At 72.4% G+C, this 20422-nt stretch carries 17 protein-coding genes and 2 pseudogenes; 13 read left to right on the top strand and 6 right to left on the bottom strand.

Annotated elements, in window-relative coordinates; translation table 11 throughout:
- Positions 1-31: 31 nt before the first annotated feature.
- Positions 32-1291: an extracellular solute-binding protein gene (locus tag UQW22_RS12880; RefSeq protein ID WP_407317398.1), complete on the bottom strand. Its 1260-nt coding sequence runs from the start codon at positions 1289-1291 to the stop codon at positions 32-34.
- Positions 1292-1486: 195 nt separating this feature from the next.
- Here UQW22_RS12880 and UQW22_RS12875 point away from each other — a divergent pair, with 195 nt between their 5' ends.
- From UQW22_RS12875 to UQW22_RS12865, 3 genes and pseudogenes are all read left to right on the top strand, one after another.
- Positions 1487-2509, top strand: coding sequence for a LacI family DNA-binding transcriptional regulator (locus tag UQW22_RS12875; protein ID WP_407317397.1), 1023 nt, complete (start codon positions 1487-1489; stop codon positions 2507-2509).
- Between the two features lie 145 nt (positions 2510-2654).
- A complete protein-coding gene (locus UQW22_RS12870) occupies positions 2655-4400 on the top strand; it encodes a glycoside hydrolase family 13 protein (protein ID WP_407317395.1) in 1746 nt (581 codons plus the stop codon).
- Positions 4401-4646: 246 nt separating this feature from the next.
- A pseudogene (locus tag UQW22_RS12865) lies at positions 4647-5819 on the top strand (protein kinase domain-containing protein); the annotation flags it as partial.
- Between the two features lie 48 nt (positions 5820-5867).
- Here UQW22_RS12865 and dusB read toward each other — a convergent pair.
- The 3 genes and pseudogenes from dusB to UQW22_RS12850 all read right to left on the bottom strand — a co-directional run bounded on the left by dusB (position 5868) and on the right by UQW22_RS12850 (position 9552).
- Positions 5868-7121 (bottom strand): tRNA dihydrouridine synthase DusB, encoded by a 1254-nt coding sequence (gene dusB, locus UQW22_RS12860; protein ID WP_407317394.1) that lies wholly within the window; start codon positions 7119-7121, stop codon positions 5868-5870.
- Between the two features lie 31 nt (positions 7122-7152).
- Positions 7153-8610 (bottom strand): annotated as a pseudogene (locus UQW22_RS12855) (alanine/glycine:cation symporter family protein).
- Positions 8611-8688: 78 nt separating this feature from the next.
- Positions 8689-9552, bottom strand: coding sequence for a helix-turn-helix transcriptional regulator (locus UQW22_RS12850; protein WP_407317393.1), 864 nt, complete (start codon positions 9550-9552; stop codon positions 8689-8691).
- A 110-nt stretch (positions 9553-9662) separates the two neighbouring features.
- On the opposite strand from UQW22_RS12850, the gene UQW22_RS12845 reads away from it, so the two are divergent.
- Both UQW22_RS12845 and UQW22_RS12840 read left to right on the top strand, forming a co-directional pair.
- On the top strand, positions 9663-10412 hold the full coding sequence (locus UQW22_RS12845) for an SDR family NAD(P)-dependent oxidoreductase (RefSeq protein ID WP_407317392.1): 750 nt from the start codon (positions 9663-9665) through the stop codon (positions 10410-10412).
- Between the two features lie 132 nt (positions 10413-10544).
- Positions 10545-10694 (top strand): hypothetical protein, encoded by a 150-nt coding sequence (locus UQW22_RS12840; RefSeq protein ID WP_407317391.1) that lies wholly within the window; start codon positions 10545-10547, stop codon positions 10692-10694.
- A 94-nt stretch (positions 10695-10788) separates the two neighbouring features.
- On the opposite strand, the gene UQW22_RS12835 is transcribed toward UQW22_RS12840, so the two are convergent.
- Together UQW22_RS12835 and UQW22_RS12830 are read right to left on the bottom strand one after the other, a co-directional pair.
- The gene (locus UQW22_RS12835) at positions 10789-12177 is read right to left on the bottom strand and encodes a glycine--tRNA ligase (protein WP_407317390.1); all 1389 of its coding nucleotides are present in this window, start codon (positions 12175-12177) and stop codon (positions 10789-10791) included.
- A gap of 179 nt (positions 12178-12356) precedes the next feature.
- Positions 12357-13397, bottom strand: coding sequence for an FUSC family protein (locus UQW22_RS12830; protein ID WP_407317389.1), 1041 nt, complete (start codon positions 13395-13397; stop codon positions 12357-12359).
- 251 nt (positions 13398-13648) lie between these two features.
- Here UQW22_RS12830 and UQW22_RS12825 point away from each other — a divergent pair, with 251 nt between their 5' ends.
- From UQW22_RS12825 to UQW22_RS12790, 8 genes are read left to right on the top strand one after another with little or no spacing between them, the layout of a single operon-like run.
- Positions 13649-14632 carry a metal ABC transporter solute-binding protein, Zn/Mn family gene (locus tag UQW22_RS12825; RefSeq protein WP_407317388.1) on the top strand — a complete coding sequence of 328 codons (984 nt, stop codon included), beginning with the start codon at positions 13649-13651 and terminating at the stop codon, positions 14630-14632.
- Positions 14629-15432, top strand: coding sequence for a metal ABC transporter ATP-binding protein (locus UQW22_RS12820; RefSeq protein ID WP_407317387.1), 804 nt, complete (start codon positions 14629-14631; stop codon positions 15430-15432). Before UQW22_RS12825 ends, UQW22_RS12820 begins: the two co-directional genes overlap by 4 nt.
- 14 nt (positions 15433-15446) lie before the next feature.
- Positions 15447-16364, top strand: a complete 918-nt coding sequence (locus tag UQW22_RS12815) for a metal ABC transporter permease (RefSeq protein WP_407320815.1) — start codon at positions 15447-15449, stop codon at positions 16362-16364.
- Complete coding sequence (locus UQW22_RS12810; protein ID WP_407317386.1) at positions 16361-16780, top strand: Fur family transcriptional regulator; 420 nt, start codon at positions 16361-16363, stop codon at positions 16778-16780. Before UQW22_RS12815 ends, UQW22_RS12810 begins: the two co-directional genes overlap by 4 nt.
- A 33-nt stretch (positions 16781-16813) precedes the next feature.
- Positions 16814-17368 carry a DedA family protein gene (locus UQW22_RS12805; RefSeq protein ID WP_407317385.1) on the top strand — a complete coding sequence of 185 codons (555 nt, stop codon included), beginning with the start codon at positions 16814-16816 and terminating at the stop codon, positions 17366-17368.
- Between the two features lie 3 nt (positions 17369-17371).
- Complete coding sequence (locus UQW22_RS12800; RefSeq protein ID WP_407317384.1) at positions 17372-18409, top strand: FecCD family ABC transporter permease; 1038 nt, start codon at positions 17372-17374, stop codon at positions 18407-18409.
- Position 18410: 1 nt separating this feature from the next.
- Entirely contained in the window at positions 18411-19439 is a 1029-nt protein-coding gene (locus tag UQW22_RS12795) for a FecCD family ABC transporter permease (RefSeq protein ID WP_407317382.1), read from the top strand.
- Positions 19436-20329 (top strand): ABC transporter ATP-binding protein, encoded by an 894-nt coding sequence (locus tag UQW22_RS12790; RefSeq protein WP_407317380.1) that lies wholly within the window; start codon positions 19436-19438, stop codon positions 20327-20329. The genes UQW22_RS12795 and UQW22_RS12790 overlap by 4 nt, the downstream gene beginning before the upstream one ends.
- Positions 20330-20422 lie beyond the last annotated feature (93 nt).

The raw sequence follows: 20422 nt of genomic DNA, 5'->3' as shown, positions 1-20422 counted from the left end.
ACGACGCCACGGCCCGTCGTGTGCTGGTACGTCAGGAGCCGAGGGCCCCTTCGATGTCCGAGATCATCTTGTTCCAGGCCTCGGCCGGCTCGGCCTTGCCCGAGATGATGCCGGCCTCGGTGACACCCCAGAAGGCCCAGACCGAGCCCATCTCCGGGATCGAGGGCATCGGCACGGCGTCGGCACCGACCTCGCGGAAGCCGGCGACGATCGGGTCAGACGACGCGGCGTCGGCCGCGGCGGTCAGGGCCGGCGGGCGCCCGCCCGCCTCGAAGAGCCCCGTCTGCGCCTCCTCGGTGGACAGGTAGTTGACCAGGAAGTCGTTCGCGAGCAGCGTGTTCTCGCTCTGCGCGCTGACGTAGAAGCCCTGCACGCCGACGAACGGCTGCGCGGGCTGGTCACCCGCCGCCGGGACCGGGTCGATGGCGAGGTCGAGGTCGGCGAACTGCTCGAGCATCCACGGCCCGCCGACGATGAAGGGCGACTGGCCCTTGGCGAACGCCTCGACCGCGATGTCGTAGGTGGTGTCGATGGTGAGGTTGCCGGCCGCGCCCTGCTCGGCGAGCCACTGGGCGTACGCCTCGCCGTTCTCGCCGCCCATCGCCAGCTCCGGGGTGTAGGAGCCGTCGGCGTTCTGCTCGAAGACCGGGGCGCCGAACGACGTCTGGAACGGGTAGTACGTGTACGGGTCGCCGTTCTCGCCGTCGGACTGGATGAGGAAGGGGAACTTGGTGTCGGCGTCCTCGCCGGCCGTGATCGCCTCGTCCCACGTGGCGGGCGCGGTGTCGGCCAGCTCGGTGTTGCGGATCAGGGCGATGTTCTCGATCGCGTAGGGCAGGCCGTAGACCTGGCCGTCGGCGGTGAACGCCTGGACGGCGACCTCCTCGAACTCCGCGGCCTTGTCGCCGAGCTCGACGGGGGCGACCACGCCGTTGGTGATCAGCTCGCCGAGCCAGTCGTGCGCGCCGACGGTGACGTCGGGGCCCTCGCCGGTGGGGACCTGGGCGACGAAGTCGGCGCGGATGTCCTCGAAGGGCTTGAGCACGAGCTCGACCTCGGCGCCGGTCTCCGCCTCGAAGTCCGCCGCGGCGGACTCGACCGCGGCCTGACGGGTCTCGTCGACCCAGACCGTCAGCGTGCCGCCGGCACCCGTCTCGTCGGCGGCCGCCGTCTCGTCGCCCGTGGCCGCGTCGCCGGCATCGGTCGTCTCGCCGGTGTCGTCGGTCCCGCCGCACGCCGTCAGGGCGAGCGTGGTGACCAGGGCGGAGGCAAGAAGGATGCTCCGTCGCATCGTGGTACTCCCAGCATGAGTCGGATGGCCCGGTGGCGTACGCGCCGGTGGGCCCTGCTGAGGGATGAACCTAAGAGGTATGGTCGCTTTTTGCAAGATCTTGCAATAACGTTTCTGCAACACGACGTCGCGCCGTGCGTCCGACCGGCGGGCGGCCCAGGACGAGGAGGTCCGTTGTCCCCTACGATCAGCGGCGTGCGCACCCGACTGAGCGACCTGGCCGAGCAGGCCGGGGTCTCCACCGCTACGGTCTCGCGCGTGCTCAACGGCAAGCCGGGGGTCGCCAGCTCGACCCGGCAGTCCGTCCTGGCCGCCCTCGACGTCCTCGGCTACGAACGACCGACCGCGCTGCGCGGTCGGTCGGCCGGGCTCGTCGGGCTGGTCGTGCCGGAGCTCACCAACCCGGTCTTCCCCGCGTTCGCCCAGGCCGTCGAGTCGATCCTCGCCCAGCACGGCTACACGCCGCTGCTGTGCACGCAGGCCCCCGGGGGCACCACCGAGGACGAGTACGTCTCGACGCTGGTCGACCACTCCGTCGACGGCATCGTCTTCATCTCCGGGCTGCACGCCGACACGCGCGCGGACCACACGCGCTACGAGCTGCTGCGGGGACAGGGCATCCCCATCGTGCTCGTCAACGGGTACGCCCCCGGGATCGACGCGCCGTTCGTCTCCCCCGACGACGTCGCGAGCGTCGACGTCGCCGTCCAGCACCTGGTCACGCTCGGTCACCACAGTATCGGGCTGGCCATCGGCCCCGAACGGTACGTGCCCGCGCAGCGCAAGCTGGGTGCCTTCACCGCGGCACTGGTGCGACACGGCCTGGTGGCCGACGAGGCGGAGGCCCGCCGGCACGTGACCAGCACGCTCTACACCCTGGAGGGCGGGCAGGCCGCCGGCGGCGAGCTGTTCTCGGCCGGGCACACCGCCGTCGTGTGCGGCTCGGACCTCATGGCCCTGGGCGTGGTGCGCGCGGCGCGCGCCCGCGGCCTGCGCGTCCCCGAGGACGTCTCGGTCGTCGGGTACGACGACGCCCCGCTCATCGCCTTCACCGAGCCGCCGCTGACCACGGTCCGCCAGCCGGTCGAGGCCATGGCGCACGCGGCCGTCAGCGCCCTGCTGACCGAGATCGGCGGGGACCAGGCTCCGCGCACGGAGCTGCTGTTCGCCCCGGAACTGGTCGTGCGCGGCTCCACCGGCGTCGCACCGCGCACCTGAGTCACCGCTTGCACCGGCCCGACGGCCCGCGCAGGCTGGTCGTCAGGCACGACACGCCCGACCGGCGTCGCGGCCCGCGTTGAAAACCTTGCAGCAAGGCATACACTCGACCGCCGTACCCATCCGCCGACTCATCGAGGACCCCATGGCCACCACCGAGCCGCCCACTCCGACGCCCGTGCCGCTCACCACCGACGGCACCGTGCACGTCGGGTCCGACACCGCCCGCGAGTGGTGGCGCGACGCCGTGATCTACCAGGTCTACCCGCGTTCCTTCGCCGACGGCGACGGCGACGGCATCGGCGACATCCCGGGCATCACGGCGCGGCTCGACCACCTGCGGACCCTGGGCATCGACGCCGTCTGGCTCTCGCCGTTCTACCGCTCCCCGCAGAAGGACGCGGGCTACGACGTCGCCGACTACCGCGACGTCGACCCGCTGTTCGGCACGCTCGACGACTTCGACACGATGCTCGCCGGCGCCCACGAGCGCGGCATGCGCGTCATCGTGGACCTGGTGCCGAACCACACCTCCGACCAGCACGTCTGGTTCCAGCAGGCGCTGGCCGCCGCCCCCGGCTCGCCGGAGCGGGCGCGTTACATCTTCCGCGACGGCCGCGGCCCCGCCGGCGAGCAGCCGCCGAACAACTGGCAGTCGATCTTCGGCGGGGCCGCCTGGACCCGCGTCCCGGACGGCCAGTGGTACCTGCACCTGTTCGACTCCTCCCAGCCCGACCTCGACTGGAACCACCCCGAGGTGCGCACCGAGTTCGAGGACGTGCTGCGCTTCTGGCTCGACCGGGGGGTCGACGGGTTCCGCGTCGACGTCGCGCACGGCATGGTCAAGGCCGAGGGCCTGCCCGACTGGCACGGCCACGTCTCGATGGTCGACGGCGGCAGCAGCGACGACCAGCCCACCGATCCCGGAGCCCCCGAGGACGGGTCCACCGGCGCCGGCAACCAGGGCCCCATGTTCGACCAGGAGGGCGTGCACGAGATCTACCGCTCATGGCACCAGGTCCTCGCCGGCTACGACGGCGACCGCTGCCTGGTCGCGGAGGCCTGGGTGGAGCCGTTGTCGCGGCTGGCCCGGTACGTGCGCCCCGACGAGATGCACCAGGCCTTCAACTTCTCGTTCCTGACCACCGCGTGGGACGCGGCCGCGCTGCGTCGGGTGATCAGGGCTTCGTACCGCGCGAACGACGAGGTCGGCGCGCCCACGACCTGGGTGCTGTCCAACCACGACGTCGTGCGGCACGCCACCCGGCTGGGGCTCCCCGACCCGGGCGTCCGGCCCAACGGCGTCTTCCCCGGCGACCCGCAGCCCGACGAGGAGCTCGGTCTGCGCCGTGCGCGCGCCGCGTCGCTCCTCATGCTCGGGCTGCCCGGCTCCGCGTACCTGTACCAGGGCGAGGAGCTCGGCCTGCCCGAGCACACGACGATGCCCGACGAGGTGCGCCAGGACCCCGGGCACTTCCGCACGCACGGCGCCGAGGCGGGCCGGGACGGCTGTCGCGTCCCTCTGCCCTGGCGTGCGGACGCCCCGGGCTACGGCTTCGGACCGACCGGCGCCACCTGGCTCCCCCAGCCCGAGTCCTACCAGCGCTACGCCGCCGACACGCAGTACGGCGTGGACGGCTCCACGTTCGAGCTGTACCGGGCGGCCCTGGCCCTCCGCCGCACGGAGGGTCTCGGGCACGGTGGGCTCAGCTGGCTCGACGCCTGGGCCGACTCCCCCGACGTCGTCGCCTTCGCCAACCGGGGGGTCGCCGTCGTCGCCAACCTCTCCTCGACGGCCGTCGACCTGCCCGACGCCGAGGTCCTGCTGGCCTCCGGGCCGCTCGAGGACGGCGTGCTCCCGGCGGACACCACGGCCTGGCTGCGGGGCTGAGGCGGCGCGGCCGGGTCGCCGTCCACCGGCACCGACCCGGCCGCGCCGTCACCTCCGGATGACGGCGCGGAGCGGGTGGGTCGGTAACCTCCTGGTGTCACACCCGTGTCCGACCACTCCGATCGGGGGCCCGTTGCCCGTGAGCAGTCCAGGTGAAGCGCTGCCCAGCGGCGTCACGCCGCTCGCGCCCACCGACCCGCGGACCCTCGGTGCCCTGCGGGTCCTGGGCCGGCCGAGTACGTCCCGGGCCTCACCCTCGCGGCTCGCGTGGCCGACGGCGGGCCGCTCGCCGAGCCGGAGGTGCGGCTGCTCGTGGCACACCTGGCCGGAGCGCTCCACGACGTCCACCGGGCCGACCTCGTCCACCGCGACCTCAAGCCGGCGTACGTGCTGCTCGGGCCCGACGGTCCTCGATTCATCGACATGGGGATCGCGCGGGCGGCCGACTCGACGTCCCTGACCATGACCGGGATGCAGCTCGGCACCCCGGTCTTCATGGCACCCGAGCAGGCGAAGGTCGACGAGCCCAGTGCCGCCACCGACGTCTGGGCGCTCGGCGCGGTGGCCTTCTTCGCCGCGACCGGGCAGCGCCCCTTCGGCGAGGGCCGTCCCGACATCATGTACTACCGGGTCGTGCACGAGGCGCCTCGTCTCGACGACTGCCCACCTTTCCTGCGCCTCTTCGTCGAGGCCTGTCTCGCGACGGACCCGGCGGACCGCCCCACCGTCGCCGAGATGATCGCCGCCCAGCCGGGACTGCCCGGACCGCGCCCTCACCTCCGGGCGGCGCCCCTCGCCGAGGTCCCGTTCCTCGCCGACCCGCAGCCGGTCGACGACTCCCCCGCCGACGACACCCAGGTGCCGTCGGCCGCCGCCGGGCCGGTCACCGTCGCGGCGCCCGGGGCGGAGGCGTCCGCGACGACGTCGCCGACCGCTTCGCCGAGCGCGTCACCCAGCACGTCACCGGTGGATGCGCAGGCGCCGGTGCCGCCGACGCTCGACCCCTGCCTCGTGGGCCGCTGGGAGCAGACCTCCATGACCGACACCTGGGACCTGCTCGGCGAGGACGTCGAGGTCACCGGGTGGGACGGCCGCGTGCTCGAGATCGCCGAGGACGGCAGCGAGGTCGTCACCTACGACGACGCCGACCCTGTGACGGGCGCGATGAGCGTGGGCACGATCACGGACACCTGGAGCGGGACGTCCACGGACAGGCTCGTCACGGACGACGGCACGCTGGAGTTCACCGCGACCGACCACTCCGGGGTGACCGTGGACCGTGAGGTGGCGGGGTTCACCGAGACGTACGAGCCGCCGTCGGCCGCCGGCGACCCGGTCGGCTACACGTGCGACGGGGACACGATGGTCCAGCGCGACCCCGACCGGGCCTACGAGGCGACGTTCGCCCGCCTCGACTGATCGGCTGGACCCTCGTCCGGGGACCGGGCCGTGCCACCCCTCGTGCGCTCAGCCCCCCGAGACGCTGAGCTCGGCCTCGCGCAGCTTCGCCTCGAACTCGGCGTCGAGCTCGCGCGAGTCCAGCCAGCCGTAGGGCAGGTGCGGCTTCTTGGGCGAGCCGGCGCGCCCGCGCGGCCCCTCGGCGTCGGCCCCGGGGTAGCCGAGCGTGAGGTCGAGCGCGTCGAGGTGCGTCCGCAGCTCCTCGAGAGAGGACAGCATGGCGAGCGCACGGCGGGTCTCGCCCCCGACGGCGTAGCCCTTGAGGTACCAGGCCATGTGCTTGCGCAGGTCCCGCATGCCCTTGGACTCGTCGCCGTCGTAGTAGGAGATCATCAGCTCGCCGTGGCGGTAGATCGTCTCGGCGACCTCGCGCAGGCCGGGGCGCACCCGCTGGTCGGAGCCGTTGAAGGCGGCGGCCAGGTCCGCGAACAGCCACGGGCGGCCCTGGCAGCCCCGGCCGACGACGACGCCGTCGGCGCCGGTCTCGCGGACCATGCGCAGCGCGTCCTCGGCGGCCCAGATGTCGCCGTTGCCGAGCACGGGGACCGTGGTCACCGCTTCCTTGAGACGAGCGACGGCGGACCAGTCCGCCGTGCCGGAGTAGTGCTCGGCGGCCGTGCGGGCGTGCAGCGCGACGGCGGCGACCCCCAGCGACTCGGCGGTGCGGCCGGCGTCCAGGTACGTCAGGTGGTCGTCGTCGATGCCCTTGCGCATCTTGACGGTCACCGGGATCCCGTACGGCGTGGCGGCGTCGACGGCGGCGCGCACGATGTCGGTGAAGAGCTGCTTCTTCCAGGGCAGGGCGGACCCCCCGCCCTTGCGCGTGACCTTGGGCACCGGGCAGCCGAAGTTGAGGTCGACGTGGTCCGCGCGGTCCTCGCTCGCGATGATCTTCACCGCCGCCCCCACGGTGGCCGGGTCGACGCCGTAGACCTGCGCCGAGCGCGGCGTCTCGTCCTCGCCGAAGGTGACGATGCGCAACGCCTCCGGGTTCCGCTCGACCAGCGCACGGCTCGTGACCATCTCCGCGACGTAGAGCCCCGGGTCGAACCCCGTGGAGCGGCCGGCCTCGCGGCACAGCGTGCGGAAGGCGCGGTTGGTGACGCCGGCCATCGGCGCGAGCACCACGGGCGTGCCGACCGTGATCGGCCCGATCTGCAGCGCGGGCAGCACCTGCGTGCCCGACGACGGAGCCCCGCTCGCGGAGGTGGGCTGCGGCGTCGTCGTGCTGACGGGTTCGAGCGTGGAAGTCACATCCGCCATTGTCGCAAACCTGCCGGGGCGATGGCGGGGGCTACGCCTTCACGACCGGCGTGACACCGGTCACCGCGCGTTCGTCCTCCCAGCACTCGATCCCCGCGACTCCGGGCAGCCGGTCCCGGGTGAAGACGGGGTCGCGGCCGCCGCGACGCTGCTGCAGGTAGTCGGCCAGCAGCTTCCACACGATCCCGGACAGCAGCGCGATCGCGACCAGGTTGACCAGCGCCATGAGCCCCATGATCCCGTCGGCCGTGTTCCAGACCAGGTCCGACGAGGCGACCGAACCGCCGAGGATCGCCAGCACCACGAGGGCGCGGTACCCCTGCAGCACGCGCCGGGAACCGGTGATGAACTCGATGTTGGACTCGCCGTAGTAGTAGTTGCCGAGGATCGAGCTGAAGGCGAGCAGGAAGATGATGACCGTCAGCAGCCCGTTCGCCCAGGTGCCGAGGCCGACCACGAGCGCCTCCTGCGTCAGGGTGATCCCCGGGGCGGCGTTCGCCAGGTCCGGGCCGGTGACCAGGATGATGAACGCCGTCACCGAGCACACGACGAACGTGTCGAAGTAGACGCCGAGCGACTGGACCAGCCCCTGCTTGACCGGATGGGTCACCGCCGCCGTCGCGCCGGCGTTCGGGGCGGAGCCGAGGCCCGCCTCGTTGGAGAACATGCCGCGCTTGACGCCCTGCATGATGACTGTGCCGAGCGTGGCGCCGAGCACCTCGTTGAACCCGAACGCATCGGTGAAGATCATGGCGACGACGTCGGGGATCCGTTCGGCGTTCATCGCGACGACCACCAGCCCCGTGAGCAGGTAGACGAGCGCCATCGTCGGCACCACGGCCTGCGTGACGTGCGCGATGCGCCGGACGCCGCCGAAGATCACCATGCCCGTGAGGACGGCCAGCACGATGCCGACGCCCCAGGCGAGTGCGCCACCACCCTCGACCCCGACGGTGGAGGCCACCGTGGCGGTGATGGTGTTGGCCTGCAGCGACGAGAACGCGAACGGGAAGCAGAGGATGAGGATGACGGCGAACAGGACGCCCATCCACCGCGCCTTGAGCCCGCGCTGCATGTAGTAGGCCGGACCGCCACGGAACCCGTCCGCGTCGCGCGTCTTGAAGAGCTGGGCCAGAGACGACTCGACGAACGCCTAGGCACCGCCCACGAACGCCATGAGCCACATCCAGAAGACTGCTCCGGCGCCACCCACCGCGATCGCCGTGCCGACGCCAGCGATGTTGCCGACCCCGACGCGCGAGGCCGCGGAGATGGTGAACGCACCGAACGCCGACACCGACTGCGCCCGGCCGTTCTCGTCCTTCGGCGCCGGGTCCGTCAGGGTGCGGAACATCTCGGGCAGCAGGCGGACCTGCACCACCCCGCTGCGCAACGTGAAGTAGATGCCGAGCACCGCCACGACGGGCAGCACGATCCAGGTCCAGAGGACGTCGCCGCCGGCGAGGATCCAGTCGTTGAGCAGGCCCATCCGGACAGTCTGCGGTCCCGAGGGGCGCCTGACGAATCGAGTGACCGGAGCGGCCGCGGGGCGCCGGGCCGCGGGGCGTCAGCCGACGACCGTGCCGAGCTCGGTGGGTCCGACCACCTGGAGGAAGGAGAGCGCCTCGGCCTCCGCCGTTCCGGGCGCCGCCGAGTAGACGACCACCGACTGGTCGCCGTCCGGGTACACGAGCGTGTCGCAGTCCAGGGTCAGCGGACCGAGCGCCGGGTGCACGATGGTCTTGCGGTGGCTGCGCCAGTGTCCCGTCGCGCCCGACTCCCACAGCCGTGCGAACTCCTCGCTGCCGGCCCGGAGCTCGTCGACCAGCTCGCGCACCCGGACGTCGCGCGGGTACTTGGCCAGCGTCGACCGCAGGCTCGCCACCGCCTGCACGTCGGTGACGGCGCGTTCCTCGTCCGTCATGGCGACGGCGCTCAGGCGCACCGGCGCCTGCGTACCGAGGAACCGGATCCGCACGATGTTCCGCTCGCGCACCGGCAACCGGGACCAGTCGCCGAAGAGCGCCGACGCTGCTGCGTTCCAGGCCAGGATGTCGCCCTTGGCGCTGATGACCAGCGCCGGCTGCTCGGCGAGCCGGTCGATGATGCGCCGGACGCTCGACCGCACGGACAGGTCGACGACGTCGGCCGGAAGGGGCGCGCTGCCCGCCAGGCGGAAGAGCAGCTCCTGCTCGTCGGCGTCGAGCCGCAGCGCGCGGGCCAGCGCGCCGAGCACCTGGTCCGACGGGTGACTCCCCCGGCCCTGCTCGAGCCGCACGACGTAGTCCACGCTGACGCCCGCCAGCTGGGCGACCTCCTCGCGGCGCAGGCCGGGAGTCCGACGGCGTGCGCCCGGTGGTAGTCCCACGTCGGCGGGTGCGAGGCGCTCGCGCGACCGGCGCAGCAGCGTGCCGAGCTCGATGCGGTCCATGATCCCAGCATGGCTCACGGAGCACCGGGACGTCGGGCTCAGCCAGGTACGGGCGCTCCCAGGCTGGACCCTCCCTGGTGCGCCCGGCGTGGACCGGCGACGGTGCTGGCATGGACACCGAGAACACCTCCGCATCCCATCCCACCCCCACGGGGGCCACCACCGTCGCCCTCGTCACCGGCGCCACCCGCGGCATCGGCGGAGAGACCGCACGCCGCCTCGCCGCGCTCGGCTGGACCGTCTGGCTGGGCGCACGCGACCTCGCCGTCGGACGAACGGTCGCGGCCGAGCTGGGCGGCGACGTCCGCGCACTCAGCCTGGACGTCACGCGCGACGACTCCGTCGCCGACGCCGCCACCACGGTGGCCGCCGAGAGCGGCCGCCTGGACGTCCTGGTGAACAACGCCGGCATCAGCGGCGAGCTCGTCGCGCCGCCGGAGACGCTGCCCGACCACTTCCTCGACGTCTTCGGCGTCAACGTTCTGGGCCCCGTGCGCACCACCCACACGTTCCTGCCGCTGCTGCGGGCCGCGGACCAACCCCGCGTCGTCATGGTGTCGAGCGGCCTGGGCTCGTTCGCCCGCACGACCGATCCGGGGACGGTGGAGTCCCAGTTCGCCTCGATCACCTACCCGGCGTCGAAGGCCGCACTGAACATGGTCACGAGCCAGTACGCCCGGAGCCTTCCCGGGTTCCAGGTCAACGCCGTGGACCCCGGCTACACCGCGACCGACCTCAACGGGCACCAGGGCGAGCAGACGGTCGAGGAGGGTGCCCGCAGCGTGGTCCGAGCCGCGACCCTCACGGCCGACGGGCCGACCGGGCAGTTCCTCGACGCGCTCGGCACGGTCCCGTGGTGACGCCTGGTCGTTCGACGTCCGCCTGAGTCGTCCCACCGGCTCGGCAGCTCCCGACGTGCCAGCACGGCGAGGCTGTGACATGTTCAGAACATGTCGCGACAAAACCTGTCGTGACGGACGAAGGAGGTCGACATGCCCCTCTGGCTGATTCTGATCTTGATCGGCGTGGTGCTGGTCGTTCTCGGCATCGCGACCGAGATCGGGCAGTTCCTGCTCTGGATCGGTGTCGTTGTCCTGGTCGTCAGCCTGGTGCTGGCGCTCATGAGGCGCGCCAAGACCTGACCGTCGCACCGACGCACTCCCGCCTTGCGAGCGGGAGCAGAACGGGGGCCGTCCTGATGGACGGCCCCCGTTCGCGTGCTCGGACGGATCGGCGTCAGACGCCGGGCATCCGCTGGGCGAGGTAGCCCGCGACCTGGTCCAGCGCGACGCGCTCCTGCGCCATGGTGTCGCGGTCACGGATCGTGACGGCCTGGTCCTCGAGGGTGTCGAAGTCGACCGTCACGCAGTACGGCGTGCCGATCTCGTCCTGACGGCGGTACCGCTTGCCGATCGCCTGGGTGACGTCGTGGTCCACGTTCCAGTGCTGGCGCAGCTCCGCGGCGAGCTTGTCCGCCGTGGGCAGCAGGTCGGCGCTCTTGGACAGCGGCAGCACGGCGGCCTTGACCGGCGCGATGCGCTTGTCGAGGCGCAGCACCGTGCGCTTGTCGACGCCGCCCTTGGTGTTGGGCGCCTCGTCCTCGGCGTAGGCCTCGATGAGGAACGCCATGAGCGACCGCGTCAGGCCCGCGGCCGGCTCGATGACGTACGGGAAGTACTTCTCGTTCGTCACCGGGTCGCGGTACATCAGGTCCTTGCCGGAGTGCTCCGCGTGCGTCGACAGGTCGAAGTCGGTGCGGTTCGCGATGCCCTCGAGCTCGCCCCACTCGCTGCCGGTGAACCCGAAGCGGTACTCGATGTCCACGGTGCGGGTCGAGTAGTGCGACAGCTTGTCCTCCGGGTGCTCGTACAGCCGCAGGTTCTCCGGGTCGATGCCCAGGTCCGTGTACCAGGCCATCCGGTTGTCGATCCAGTACTGGTGCCACTCGACGTCCGAGCCCGGCTCGACGAAGAACTCCATCTCCATCTGCTCGAACTCGCGGGTGCGGAAGATGAAGTTGCCCGGCGTGATCTCGTTGCGGAACGACTTGCCGATCTGCGCGATGCCGAACGGCGGCTTCTGGCGGGACGCGGCGGCCACGTTGGCGAAGTTCACGAAGATGCCCTGGGCGGTCTCGGGGCGCAGGTAGTGGCGGCCGGACTCGTCCTCGACCGGACCGAGGTACGTCGAGAGCATCATGTTGAAGTCGCGCGGCTCGGTCCACTCGCCGCGGGTGCCGCAGTTCGGGCAGGCGATCTCGGCGAGGCCGCCCTCGGGCGCGCGGCCCTTGCGCTCGGTGAACTCCTCGATCATCTGGTCCTCGCGGAACCGCTTGTGGCAGCTCAGGCACTCGGTCAGCGGGTCCGTGAACGCACCGAGGTGGCCCGAGGCCTTCCACACGGGCGTGGGCAGGATGACGGACGAGTCCAGGCCGACGACGTCGGGCCGGCGCGTCATCGCCTTCCACCACTGCCGCTTGATGTTGTCCTTGAGCTCTACGCCCAAGGGGCCGTAGTCCCACGCGGAGCGGGTCCCGCCGTAGATCTCGCCGGACTGGAAGACGAACCCCCGGCGCTTGGCGAGGGAGACGACGGCGTCGAGCTGGGCGGTCGCGGATGCAGCCACGGATCACTCCTGAGGTCGACCCCGCAGGTGGCTCCGGCGGGGCGGGTGTGCACGGTAGGTCGGCGCCTGCGAACTGCCGGCGGCGCCGGTCCGCCAGCCTACCGTTCTGGGAGCCTCGTCATCCGGGGGCGAGCGTCCGCACCCGGGACCCGCGGCAACTCACCGAGGTGGCGACGTCGTCACCGCGTCCCAGGATCGACCGCCCGTCGGCGCGTGACGAGCGCCACCAGGCCCGCACCTCCGATCGCCAGGATCACCCCGACCAGGGTGTCGACGATGCGGATAACCGGGGCGCTCATCTCATGGTCCACCGCGAGCCAGTAGTACGTGAGGACGGCGTTGGTCAGCAAGAACGCATAGATCAGGTAGTTCGCCGAGTAGAAGGCGACAGCACCGAAGGTACTGATCGCCATGACGACGACGATCGGCGCATCTGCCTCGAACGCCGAGATCAGCCCGGTGGCGGTCAGCACACCGGCGGCTGTTCCCGCGCCCCGCTGCGCTGCCTTGAACATCGTCTGTCCAAGGTCTGGCAAGAAGACGATGAGCAGGACGATCGCTGCCCAGTACGGGTCGAGCTCGGTCGTCAGCGAGTAGCCGATCACCACAGCGACGAGTATCAGAACCGAGCGAACAGCGTTCCACACGCCCAGGTCTGACCGCACGAGCTCGCCCAGCCCGGTGCGACGGTCCGGTGCCTCCGACACGGGTCTAGGCGCCGCGAGTGCGGGCGCGCGCTCTCGCGTCACCAGGGCGACGAGCACGACGAGAACGATCGCGACCGCGCCGCCGACCAAGAACGCCACCGAGGTCGCGGCCGGGTACTCGTCGCGCGACTGCCCGATCAGCACTGCCAGCACCCAGCACAGCAGCAGGTAGCCCCTTCCACCCGCGGCGCGACTGACCCCGTACGCGAGGCCTGTGAGGTACGTGGCGATCGCGAGGACCAGCCCGGCCAGCCACGCTTCCTCCGCCGAGACGTAGGCGATGAGACCCAGGAGACCGCCCACGACGGTCATCACGGCCATGTTGCCCAAGCGTGACCGGATCTCACCTCTGCCGCCCGAGAGGGTCACCACGACCGCCGCGACCGCGGCCTGCACGAATCCGACGCCGATCAGAGCCTCCAGCGCGACGCACACCGCGATCGCGGACAGCACCATGGCCGCCGTACCCCAGCGCATGCTCGATCGGTCGATCGCCACGAGTCGTGAGAACATCGCTGACCTCATCTCCGTCCCGCGCGACGGTATCGCAGCGCCAAGGCACTTTCACCACCCGATCCGCGTGATGTCGCACCCCTGCCGGTCGCTCGCACCGGCGACCCCTGCACCCTGACCGCGCTGTCGCTTCGAGGTGCTCGTCCCTCGGATGTCGGCTGAGCAGCGCACCGCGACGCGTCACGCACAGTGACGAACGCCCCACCCCACCGCTTTGACTTCGCTCCCTCCCAAGGCTGAGAATCGTTCTCATGACTCGCCGTGCCCCGCTCGCGCTCGCCGCCGCCCTGCCCCTGACGCTCGCCCTCGCGGCGTGCTCCACCGCGGACGGCGGACCGGGTGGCGACAGCGACGACGGCGTGCAGGTGCTCGCGTCCTTCTACCCGCTGCAGTACGTGGCCGAGCAGGTGGGCGGCGACCTGGTGAGCGTCGACAACCTCACTCCCCCGGCCGCCGAGCCGCACGACCTCGAGCTCGCCCCCTCCCAGGTGCGCGAGGTCGGCGACGCCGCCCTGGTCGTCTTCCAGTCCGGCTTCCAGCCGGCCGTCGACGAGGCCGTCGAGGCCCGCGCCCCCGAGCACGTGGTAGACGCCGCCGAGCTCGTCACGCTCGAGGCCGACCCCGGGTCGGTGGAGCACGCCGACGACCACGAGGGCGAGACCGCCGAGCACGCGGACGAGGAGTCAGGCGACGCGCACGACCACGGCAACCTCGACCCCCACTTCTGGCTCGACCCCACCCTGCTGGTCCCGGTCGCGGACGAGATCGCCGCCGAGCTCGGCGCCGCCGACCCGGACAACGCAGACACCTACGCGGCGAACGCCGCCGCGCTCACGGCCACCCTGGAGGACCTCGACACGGATTACGCCGCCGCGCTGGAGCCGTGCCAGGGCGAGACCCTCGTGACGAGCCACGCCGCGTTCGGCTACCTCGCCGAACGGTACGGGCTGTCGCAGATCGGCATCTCCGCCCTCGACCCGGAGGCCGAGCCGTCCCCGGCCCGTCTGCGCGAGATCGGCGACGTCGTCGTCGACAACGACGTGCAGACCATCTTCACCGAGACGCTCACAAGCCCGAAGGTCGCCGAGACCCTCGCCGACGACCTCGGCGTGACCACCGCAGTCCTCGACCCGCTGGAGGGCCTGTCCACCGACGCCGCGGAGTCCGGGACGGACTACCTTTCTGTCATGGACGCAAACCTCGCCGCGATCACCGAAGGACTGGGCTGCGCGTGACCGCCCCTGTCATCGACGCCCAGGACGTGCACGTCCACCTGGGCGCCAGCCACGTGCTGCGCGGCGTGGACCTGCGCGTCGAGACGGGCGAGGTCGTCGCCCTGCTCGGCGCCAACGGGTCGGGCAAGTCCACCCTCGTGCGGACCGTGGTCGGCGTCCTGACGCCGTCGCGCGGCCAGGTCCGCCTGCTCGGGCACCCGCTCGGCAACGGCGTGCCCTGGCAGCGTGTCGGCTACGTCCCCCAACGGGTCAGCGCCGCCGCGGGTGTCCCGTCGACGGCGGCCGAGGTCGTCGCCTCCGGGCTGCTGCACGGCCGGCGCTTCGCCCTGCCCCGGGGATGGCGCGCCCGGGCCCGCGCGGCGCTCGACCAGGTCGGGCTCGCCGACCGGGCAGACGACGCCACCAACCAGCTCTCGGGCGGCCAGCAGCAGCGCGTCCTCATCGCCCGGGCACTGGTCCGCGAGCCCGAGGTGCTCGTCCTCGACGAACCCGTCGCGGGCGTCGACCGCCCCAGCCAGGAGGCGTTCGCCGCGACGATGACGCGCCTGGTCGGCAGCGGCCTGACCGTGCTGGTCGTCCTGCACGAGCTCGGCGAGCTCGCCGGCCTCGTCACCCGCGCCGTGGTGCTGCGGCACGGGAAGGTCGTCCACGACGGTGCACCGCCCCGTCCGCACGGCGGGCACGATGCCGCCGGCCACGAGCACGTCCACCCGCACACCTCGGAGCTGCCCGTCCAGACCACGGACGTCGGCCTCACCGACGGCCCCCTCGGGACCGGCTCGACGGAGGTGACGCAGTGAACGAGATCGGCCTCATGCTCACCGACCCCCTCATGCAGCGCGCCCTGGTCGCGGCGCTGCTCGTCGGCGTCAGCGCCCCGGTGGTCGGCACCTACCTCGTGCAGCGCCGCCTCGCCCTGCTGGGCGACGGGATCGGGCACGTGGCACTGACCGGCGTGGCGCTCGGCTGGCTCGTCGGGGCAGCCCTCGGCCTGGTGCCGGACGACGTCCTGGCCATCCCGGGCGCCGTCGTGGCCGCCGTCGTCGGCTCCGTCCTCATCGAGGTCGTCCGACGCCGCGGACGCACCTCGGGCGACCTGGCCCTGGCCATCATGTTCTACGGCGGCATCGCCGGCGGCGTGCTCATCATCGGGATCGCCGGCGGCTCCTCGGGAAACCTGATGGCCTACCTGTTCGGGTCGATCTCGACGGTGACCAGCACCGACCTGATCCTCACCGTGGTGCTGTGCGCCCTCATCCTCCTGGTCGGCGTCGGCCTGCGTCCCGCCCTGTTCTCCGTGAGCCACGACGAGGAGTTCGCGATCTCCTCCGGGCTGCCGGTGTGGGCGCTGAACATGGCCGTCGCCGTGCTCGCTGCGCTGACGGTGACCGTCGCCATGCGCGTCGTCGGGCTGCTGCTCGTCTCTGCGCTCATGATCGTCCCCGTCGCGATCGGGCAGCTCGTCACCCACTCGTTCCGCCGTACCATGGCCGTCGGATCAGTCGTCGGAATCGTCGTCTGCGTCGTCGGACTCAGCATCACGTACTGGTACCCGGTCTCCCCGGGGTCCCTCATCGTGGTCCTCGCCATCGCCGTGTACGCGGTCGTGGCAGGCTTGCACCCGCTGCTGGCCCGCCGTCGGCCGGCACGAGACCCGCACCCCGACATCCCGGACGACGTCGAGGTGGAGGTCGCCGCCACCACCGGCACCGAAGGAGAGTGCGAGAGATGACCCAGCAGCTGCGCATGACCAAGCAGCGTGCCGCCGTCGCCGACGCGCTGGACACCACCGACGAGTTTCGCAGCGCCCAGCAGCTCCACGAGCTGCTGCGCGACCGGGGCGACGCCGTCGGGCTCGCCACGGTCTACCGGACGTTGCAGTCCCTCGCTGCCGGTGGCGAGGTCGACGTGCTGCGCACCGACGACGGCGAGGCGCTGTACCGACGGTGCGCCCGGACCGAGCACCACCACCACCTGGTGTGCCGCTCGTGCGGCACCGCTGTCGAGATCGACGGCCCGACGGTCGAGACGTGGGCAGCTCGCGTCGCTTCCGCGCAGGGCTTCTCCGACATCGAGCACACCGTCGAGCTGTGGGGCACCTGCGCGGACTGCCGTGCCGCCCGTCAGGACGCCGCCTCCCAGGGTTAGGCCAGGCATACCTCAGCAGGGCATGATGGGCGCATGACGCTCGCCCCCACCGTGTCCGCCGCTGCGCTCGCGACCGCAGCGGCCGACGACGGCGGCCGGCACGGCGTCTTCACGCTCGAGGGCTTCCCGTACTGGGCGGTCTACGTCACGGCGTTCTGCATCGTCATGGCCCGAGCCCAGGCGACGTACTGGCTCGGGCGCGGCGTCGCCCGCGGGATGGGTGGCACCCGGGTGGCGCTCCTGCTCGCCTCGCCCCGGGCGGTCCAGGTGATCGACCGGATCCACCGGTGGGGACCACCTGCCGTCACCGTGTCCTTCCTGACCGTCGGTGTGCAGACCGTCGTCAACCTCGCCGCCGGCTACCTGCGGATGCCGTTCGGCCGCTACCTCGTCGCGCTGTTCTTCGGCTGCCTGATCTGGGCGGCGGTCTGGACCACCGTCGGGACCGCCGTGGTCTACGCGGCGATCCTGCTGTTCCTGCTGCACCCGGCCGCGCTGGCAGCGGCCGGTGCGCTCGCCGTCGGCGGCGTGGTGTGGGTGCTGGCCCGCCGGCGGGCAGGAGCACACCGGGGACTGTGGAAGACTTAGGCAATGCTTACCTCGCCTCAGGTCACGTCCTCGGACGCGGCCCGTCAGGTGGCACACCGGACCCGACGGCGGATCACCGCCTGCGTCGTCGCCCTCGCCGCGCTCGCACTCGTCGTCCTCGCGAGCCTCGTGCTCGGCGTACGTGACGTCTCGCCGACCGTCGTGTGGGAGGCCCTGACCGCGCCGGTCGCCGGGAACGTCGACCACCAGGTGGTCGCGGGTCAGCGCGTGCCGCGGGCCCTCGTCGGGATCTGCGCCGGGCTCGCCCTCGGCGTCGCCGGAGCCGTCATCCAGGGCGTCACCCGCAACCCGATCGCGGATCCCGGGCTGCTCGGCCTGAACTCCGGGGCGTCGCTCGCCGTCGTCTGCGCCGTCTGGCTCCTCGGGCTGACCGCACCGTCGCAGTTCGTGTGGTTCGCGTTCCTCGGCGCCGCTGCCGCCGCGGCGCTCGTGTTCTCCATCGGGGCGGGGCAGCCCGTCAAGCTCGCGCTGGTCGGGGCGACGGTCACCGCGCTCATCACCCCGCTCATCACGCTCGTGCTGCTGCGCGACCAGCAGGCCTTCAACCTCTACCGGTTCTGGGCCGTGGGCTCGCTCACCGGCCGCGGCCTCGAGACGCTCGTCGTCGTGCTGCCGTTCATCGCCGTCGGCGCCGTCGTGGCCGCCGGGCTGGCGCACCGGCTCAACATGCTCGCCCTCGGCGACGACGTCGCCCGGGGCCTGGGACAGCGGATCGGTGCGACGCGCGCGCTGGCCGGCCTGGCCATCGTGCTGCTCGCCGGTGCCGCCACGGCGCTCGCCGGGCCCATCGCCCTGGTCGGGCTCGCCGTCCCGCACGCCGCCCGCCGCCTGGTCGGCACGGACTACCGCTGGGTCCTGGCCCTGTCCGCGGTCCTCGGGCCGGTGATGCTGCTGGGGGCCGACGTCATCGGCCGGCTCGTCCTGCCCGGCTCCGAGCTGGAGGCCGGGGTCGTGGCAGCGGCGATCGGCGCGCCCGTCCTGGTCGCGGTCGCCCGCGGCAAGAAGGTCGCGGGGGTGTGAGATGACGTCCGCGACCCCTGTCACCGTTCTGCGGTCCCACCGCAGCCGCCGCCTCGCCGTCGTGCTCGGCTCGCTGGCCGTCCTCGTCGTCGTGCTCGCGACCCTGGGTCTCACGCTCGGCGCCGCCTCGCTGCCCCCGGGACGGGCGGTGCTGGCGCTGTTCGGCATCGGCGACGACGGCGACCTGTTCGTAGTGCAGCGCCTGCGGCTGCCCCGGATCGCGACGGCGCTGCTCGCGGGCGCCGCCTTCGGGCTGGCCGGCGCCCTCTTCCAGTCGACGCTGCGCAACCCGTTGGCCAGCCCGGACATCCTCGGCATCGCCAGCGGCGCCTCCGTCGGCGCAGTCACCGTCATCCTCGGACTCGGCCTGTCGGGCTGGGCGGTCTCCGTCGGGGCGTTCGTCGGTGCCGCGACCATCGCCGTGCTGATCTGGTTCTTCGCCTGGCGCCAGGGCCTGCACTCGATCCGGTTCGTCCTCGTCGGCGTCGGATTCGCCTACCTGGCGGCCTCGTTCCTCGCCTGGATGCTCGCGAGCGCCGACCAGCGCGACGCCGCCACCGCCCTCGTCTGGACCGTCGGCAGCGTCGCGGACGTGCGCGGCCTGGAGCTGGCGGTGCTCGCCGTCGGGCTGGCCGTGCTCGCCGTGGTCGTGGCCGCCGTCGCACGTTGGCAGGGGCCGTTGGCCCTCGGCGACGACCACGCCCGGGGCCTCGGCGTCGCGACGGACGCCGCGCGGGTCACCACGCTCCTGGTCGCCGTCGCGCTCGTCGCGCTGGCGACGGCGACGGTGGGCCCCCTCGCGTTCGTCGCGCTCGTCGCGCCGGCGATCGCCCGTCGGCTGATCGACGACGGCGGACCGGCGCTGCCCGTCTCCGTCGCCACGGGTGCCACGCTGGTGCTGGCCGCCGACATCGTGGCCCAGCACGGCCTGCTCGGCGTGGCCGCCCCGACCGGCATCGTCACCGGCCTGGTCGGAGCCCCCTACCTGCTGTGGCTGCTCGCCACCCACGAGAAGAGGACCCGCGCATGATCGACACCCGCGCCACCCGCTCGTCGCGCACCGAGGGGTCCACCGGCACCGCGGGCGCCGGAGACCTCACCGCGCACGGCGTGGCGATCGGCTACGACGGTCGCCCGGTCATCGAGGGGCTGGACCTCACCCTGCCCGCGGGCCGGGTGACCGCCGTCGTCGGGCCGAACGCCTGCGGCAAGTCGACGCTGCTGCGCGGGCTCGCGCGCCTGCACCCGCTCACCGCGGGACGGATCACGCTCGGCGACCGGGACGTGACGGGCCTGGCGCGCAAGGAGCTCGCCCGGCTGGTCGGAGTGCTCCCCCAGTCGTCCGTCGCGCCGGACGGGGTGCGGGTGGCGGAGCTGGTCGGTCGCGGCCGCTACCCCCACCAGGGCTGGTTCGGGCGGCACAGCAGCGACGACGACGTCGTGGTCGTGCGTTCGCTCGAGGCCACCGGGGTGGCCGACCTCGCCGACCGACCCGTGGCGGAGCTGTCCGGCGGGCAGCGCCAACGGGTCTGGATCGCGATGGTGCTCGCCCAGGAGACGGACGTCGTGCTGCTGGACGAACCGACCACCTTCCTCGACGTCACGCACCAGGTCGAGCTGCTCGACCTGCTGCACGACCTCAACCGGGACCGCGGCACCACCGTCGTCATGGTCCTGCACGAGCTCAACCTCGCCGCCCGGTACGCGGACCACCTGGTGGTCATGTCAGCGGGCCGGGTCGTGGCCCAGGGGGCGCCCGGCGACGTCCTGGACGAGGCCACCGTCCTGGAGGCCTTCGGGCTCGACGCCCGGGTGGTGCCCGACCCGGTGTCGGGGAGCCCGATGATCGTGCCGGTCGGTCGTCACCACCGGGCGGACGGGACCCCGGCACCGGACGGCTCGGCGGAGCCGCGTGAGTGACCTCACATCACGGATTGCTCACGGGGTGGGACGAAGGGTTCCACGTCTCGACTTGGTGAGGTTAGCCTCTCCTCAACAGCCGTACCTCGCGAC

Source organism: Isoptericola halotolerans (genome assembly GCF_045689585.1).
GTDB lineage: Bacteria > Actinomycetota > Actinomycetes > Actinomycetales > Cellulomonadaceae > Isoptericola > Isoptericola halotolerans_B.
This window is presented reverse-complemented; position numbering and strand designations above follow the sequence as displayed.

Coding starts and splice junctions, on each gene's coding strand:
- UQW22_RS12880 (WP_407317398.1), bottom strand. CDS start 1,291: ATGCGACGGAGCATCCTTCTTGCCTCCGCCCTGGTCACCACGCTCGCC.
- UQW22_RS12870 (WP_407317395.1), top strand. CDS start 2,655: ATGGCCACCACCGAGCCGCCCACTCCGACGCCCGTGCCGCTCACCACC.
- dusB (WP_407317394.1), bottom strand. CDS start 7,121: ATGGCGGATGTGACTTCCACGCTCGAACCCGTCAGCACGACGACGCCG.
- UQW22_RS12850 (WP_407317393.1), bottom strand. CDS start 9,552: ATGGACCGCATCGAGCTCGGCACGCTGCTGCGCCGGTCGCGCGAGCGC.
- UQW22_RS12845 (WP_407317392.1), top strand. CDS start 9,663: ATGGACACCGAGAACACCTCCGCATCCCATCCCACCCCCACGGGGGCC.
- UQW22_RS12840 (WP_407317391.1), top strand. CDS start 10,545: ATGCCCCTCTGGCTGATTCTGATCTTGATCGGCGTGGTGCTGGTCGTT.
- UQW22_RS12830 (WP_407317389.1), bottom strand. CDS start 13,397: ATGTTCTCACGACTCGTGGCGATCGACCGATCGAGCATGCGCTGGGGT.
- UQW22_RS12825 (WP_407317388.1), top strand. CDS start 13,649: ATGACTCGCCGTGCCCCGCTCGCGCTCGCCGCCGCCCTGCCCCTGACG.
- UQW22_RS12815 (WP_407320815.1), top strand. CDS start 15,447: ATGCTCACCGACCCCCTCATGCAGCGCGCCCTGGTCGCGGCGCTGCTC.
- UQW22_RS12810 (WP_407317386.1), top strand. CDS start 16,361: ATGACCCAGCAGCTGCGCATGACCAAGCAGCGTGCCGCCGTCGCCGAC.
- UQW22_RS12805 (WP_407317385.1), top strand. CDS start 16,814: ATGACGCTCGCCCCCACCGTGTCCGCCGCTGCGCTCGCGACCGCAGCG.
- UQW22_RS12800 (WP_407317384.1), top strand. CDS start 17,372: ATGCTTACCTCGCCTCAGGTCACGTCCTCGGACGCGGCCCGTCAGGTG.
- UQW22_RS12795 (WP_407317382.1), top strand. CDS start 18,411: ATGACGTCCGCGACCCCTGTCACCGTTCTGCGGTCCCACCGCAGCCGC.
- UQW22_RS12790 (WP_407317380.1), top strand. CDS start 19,436: ATGATCGACACCCGCGCCACCCGCTCGTCGCGCACCGAGGGGTCCACC.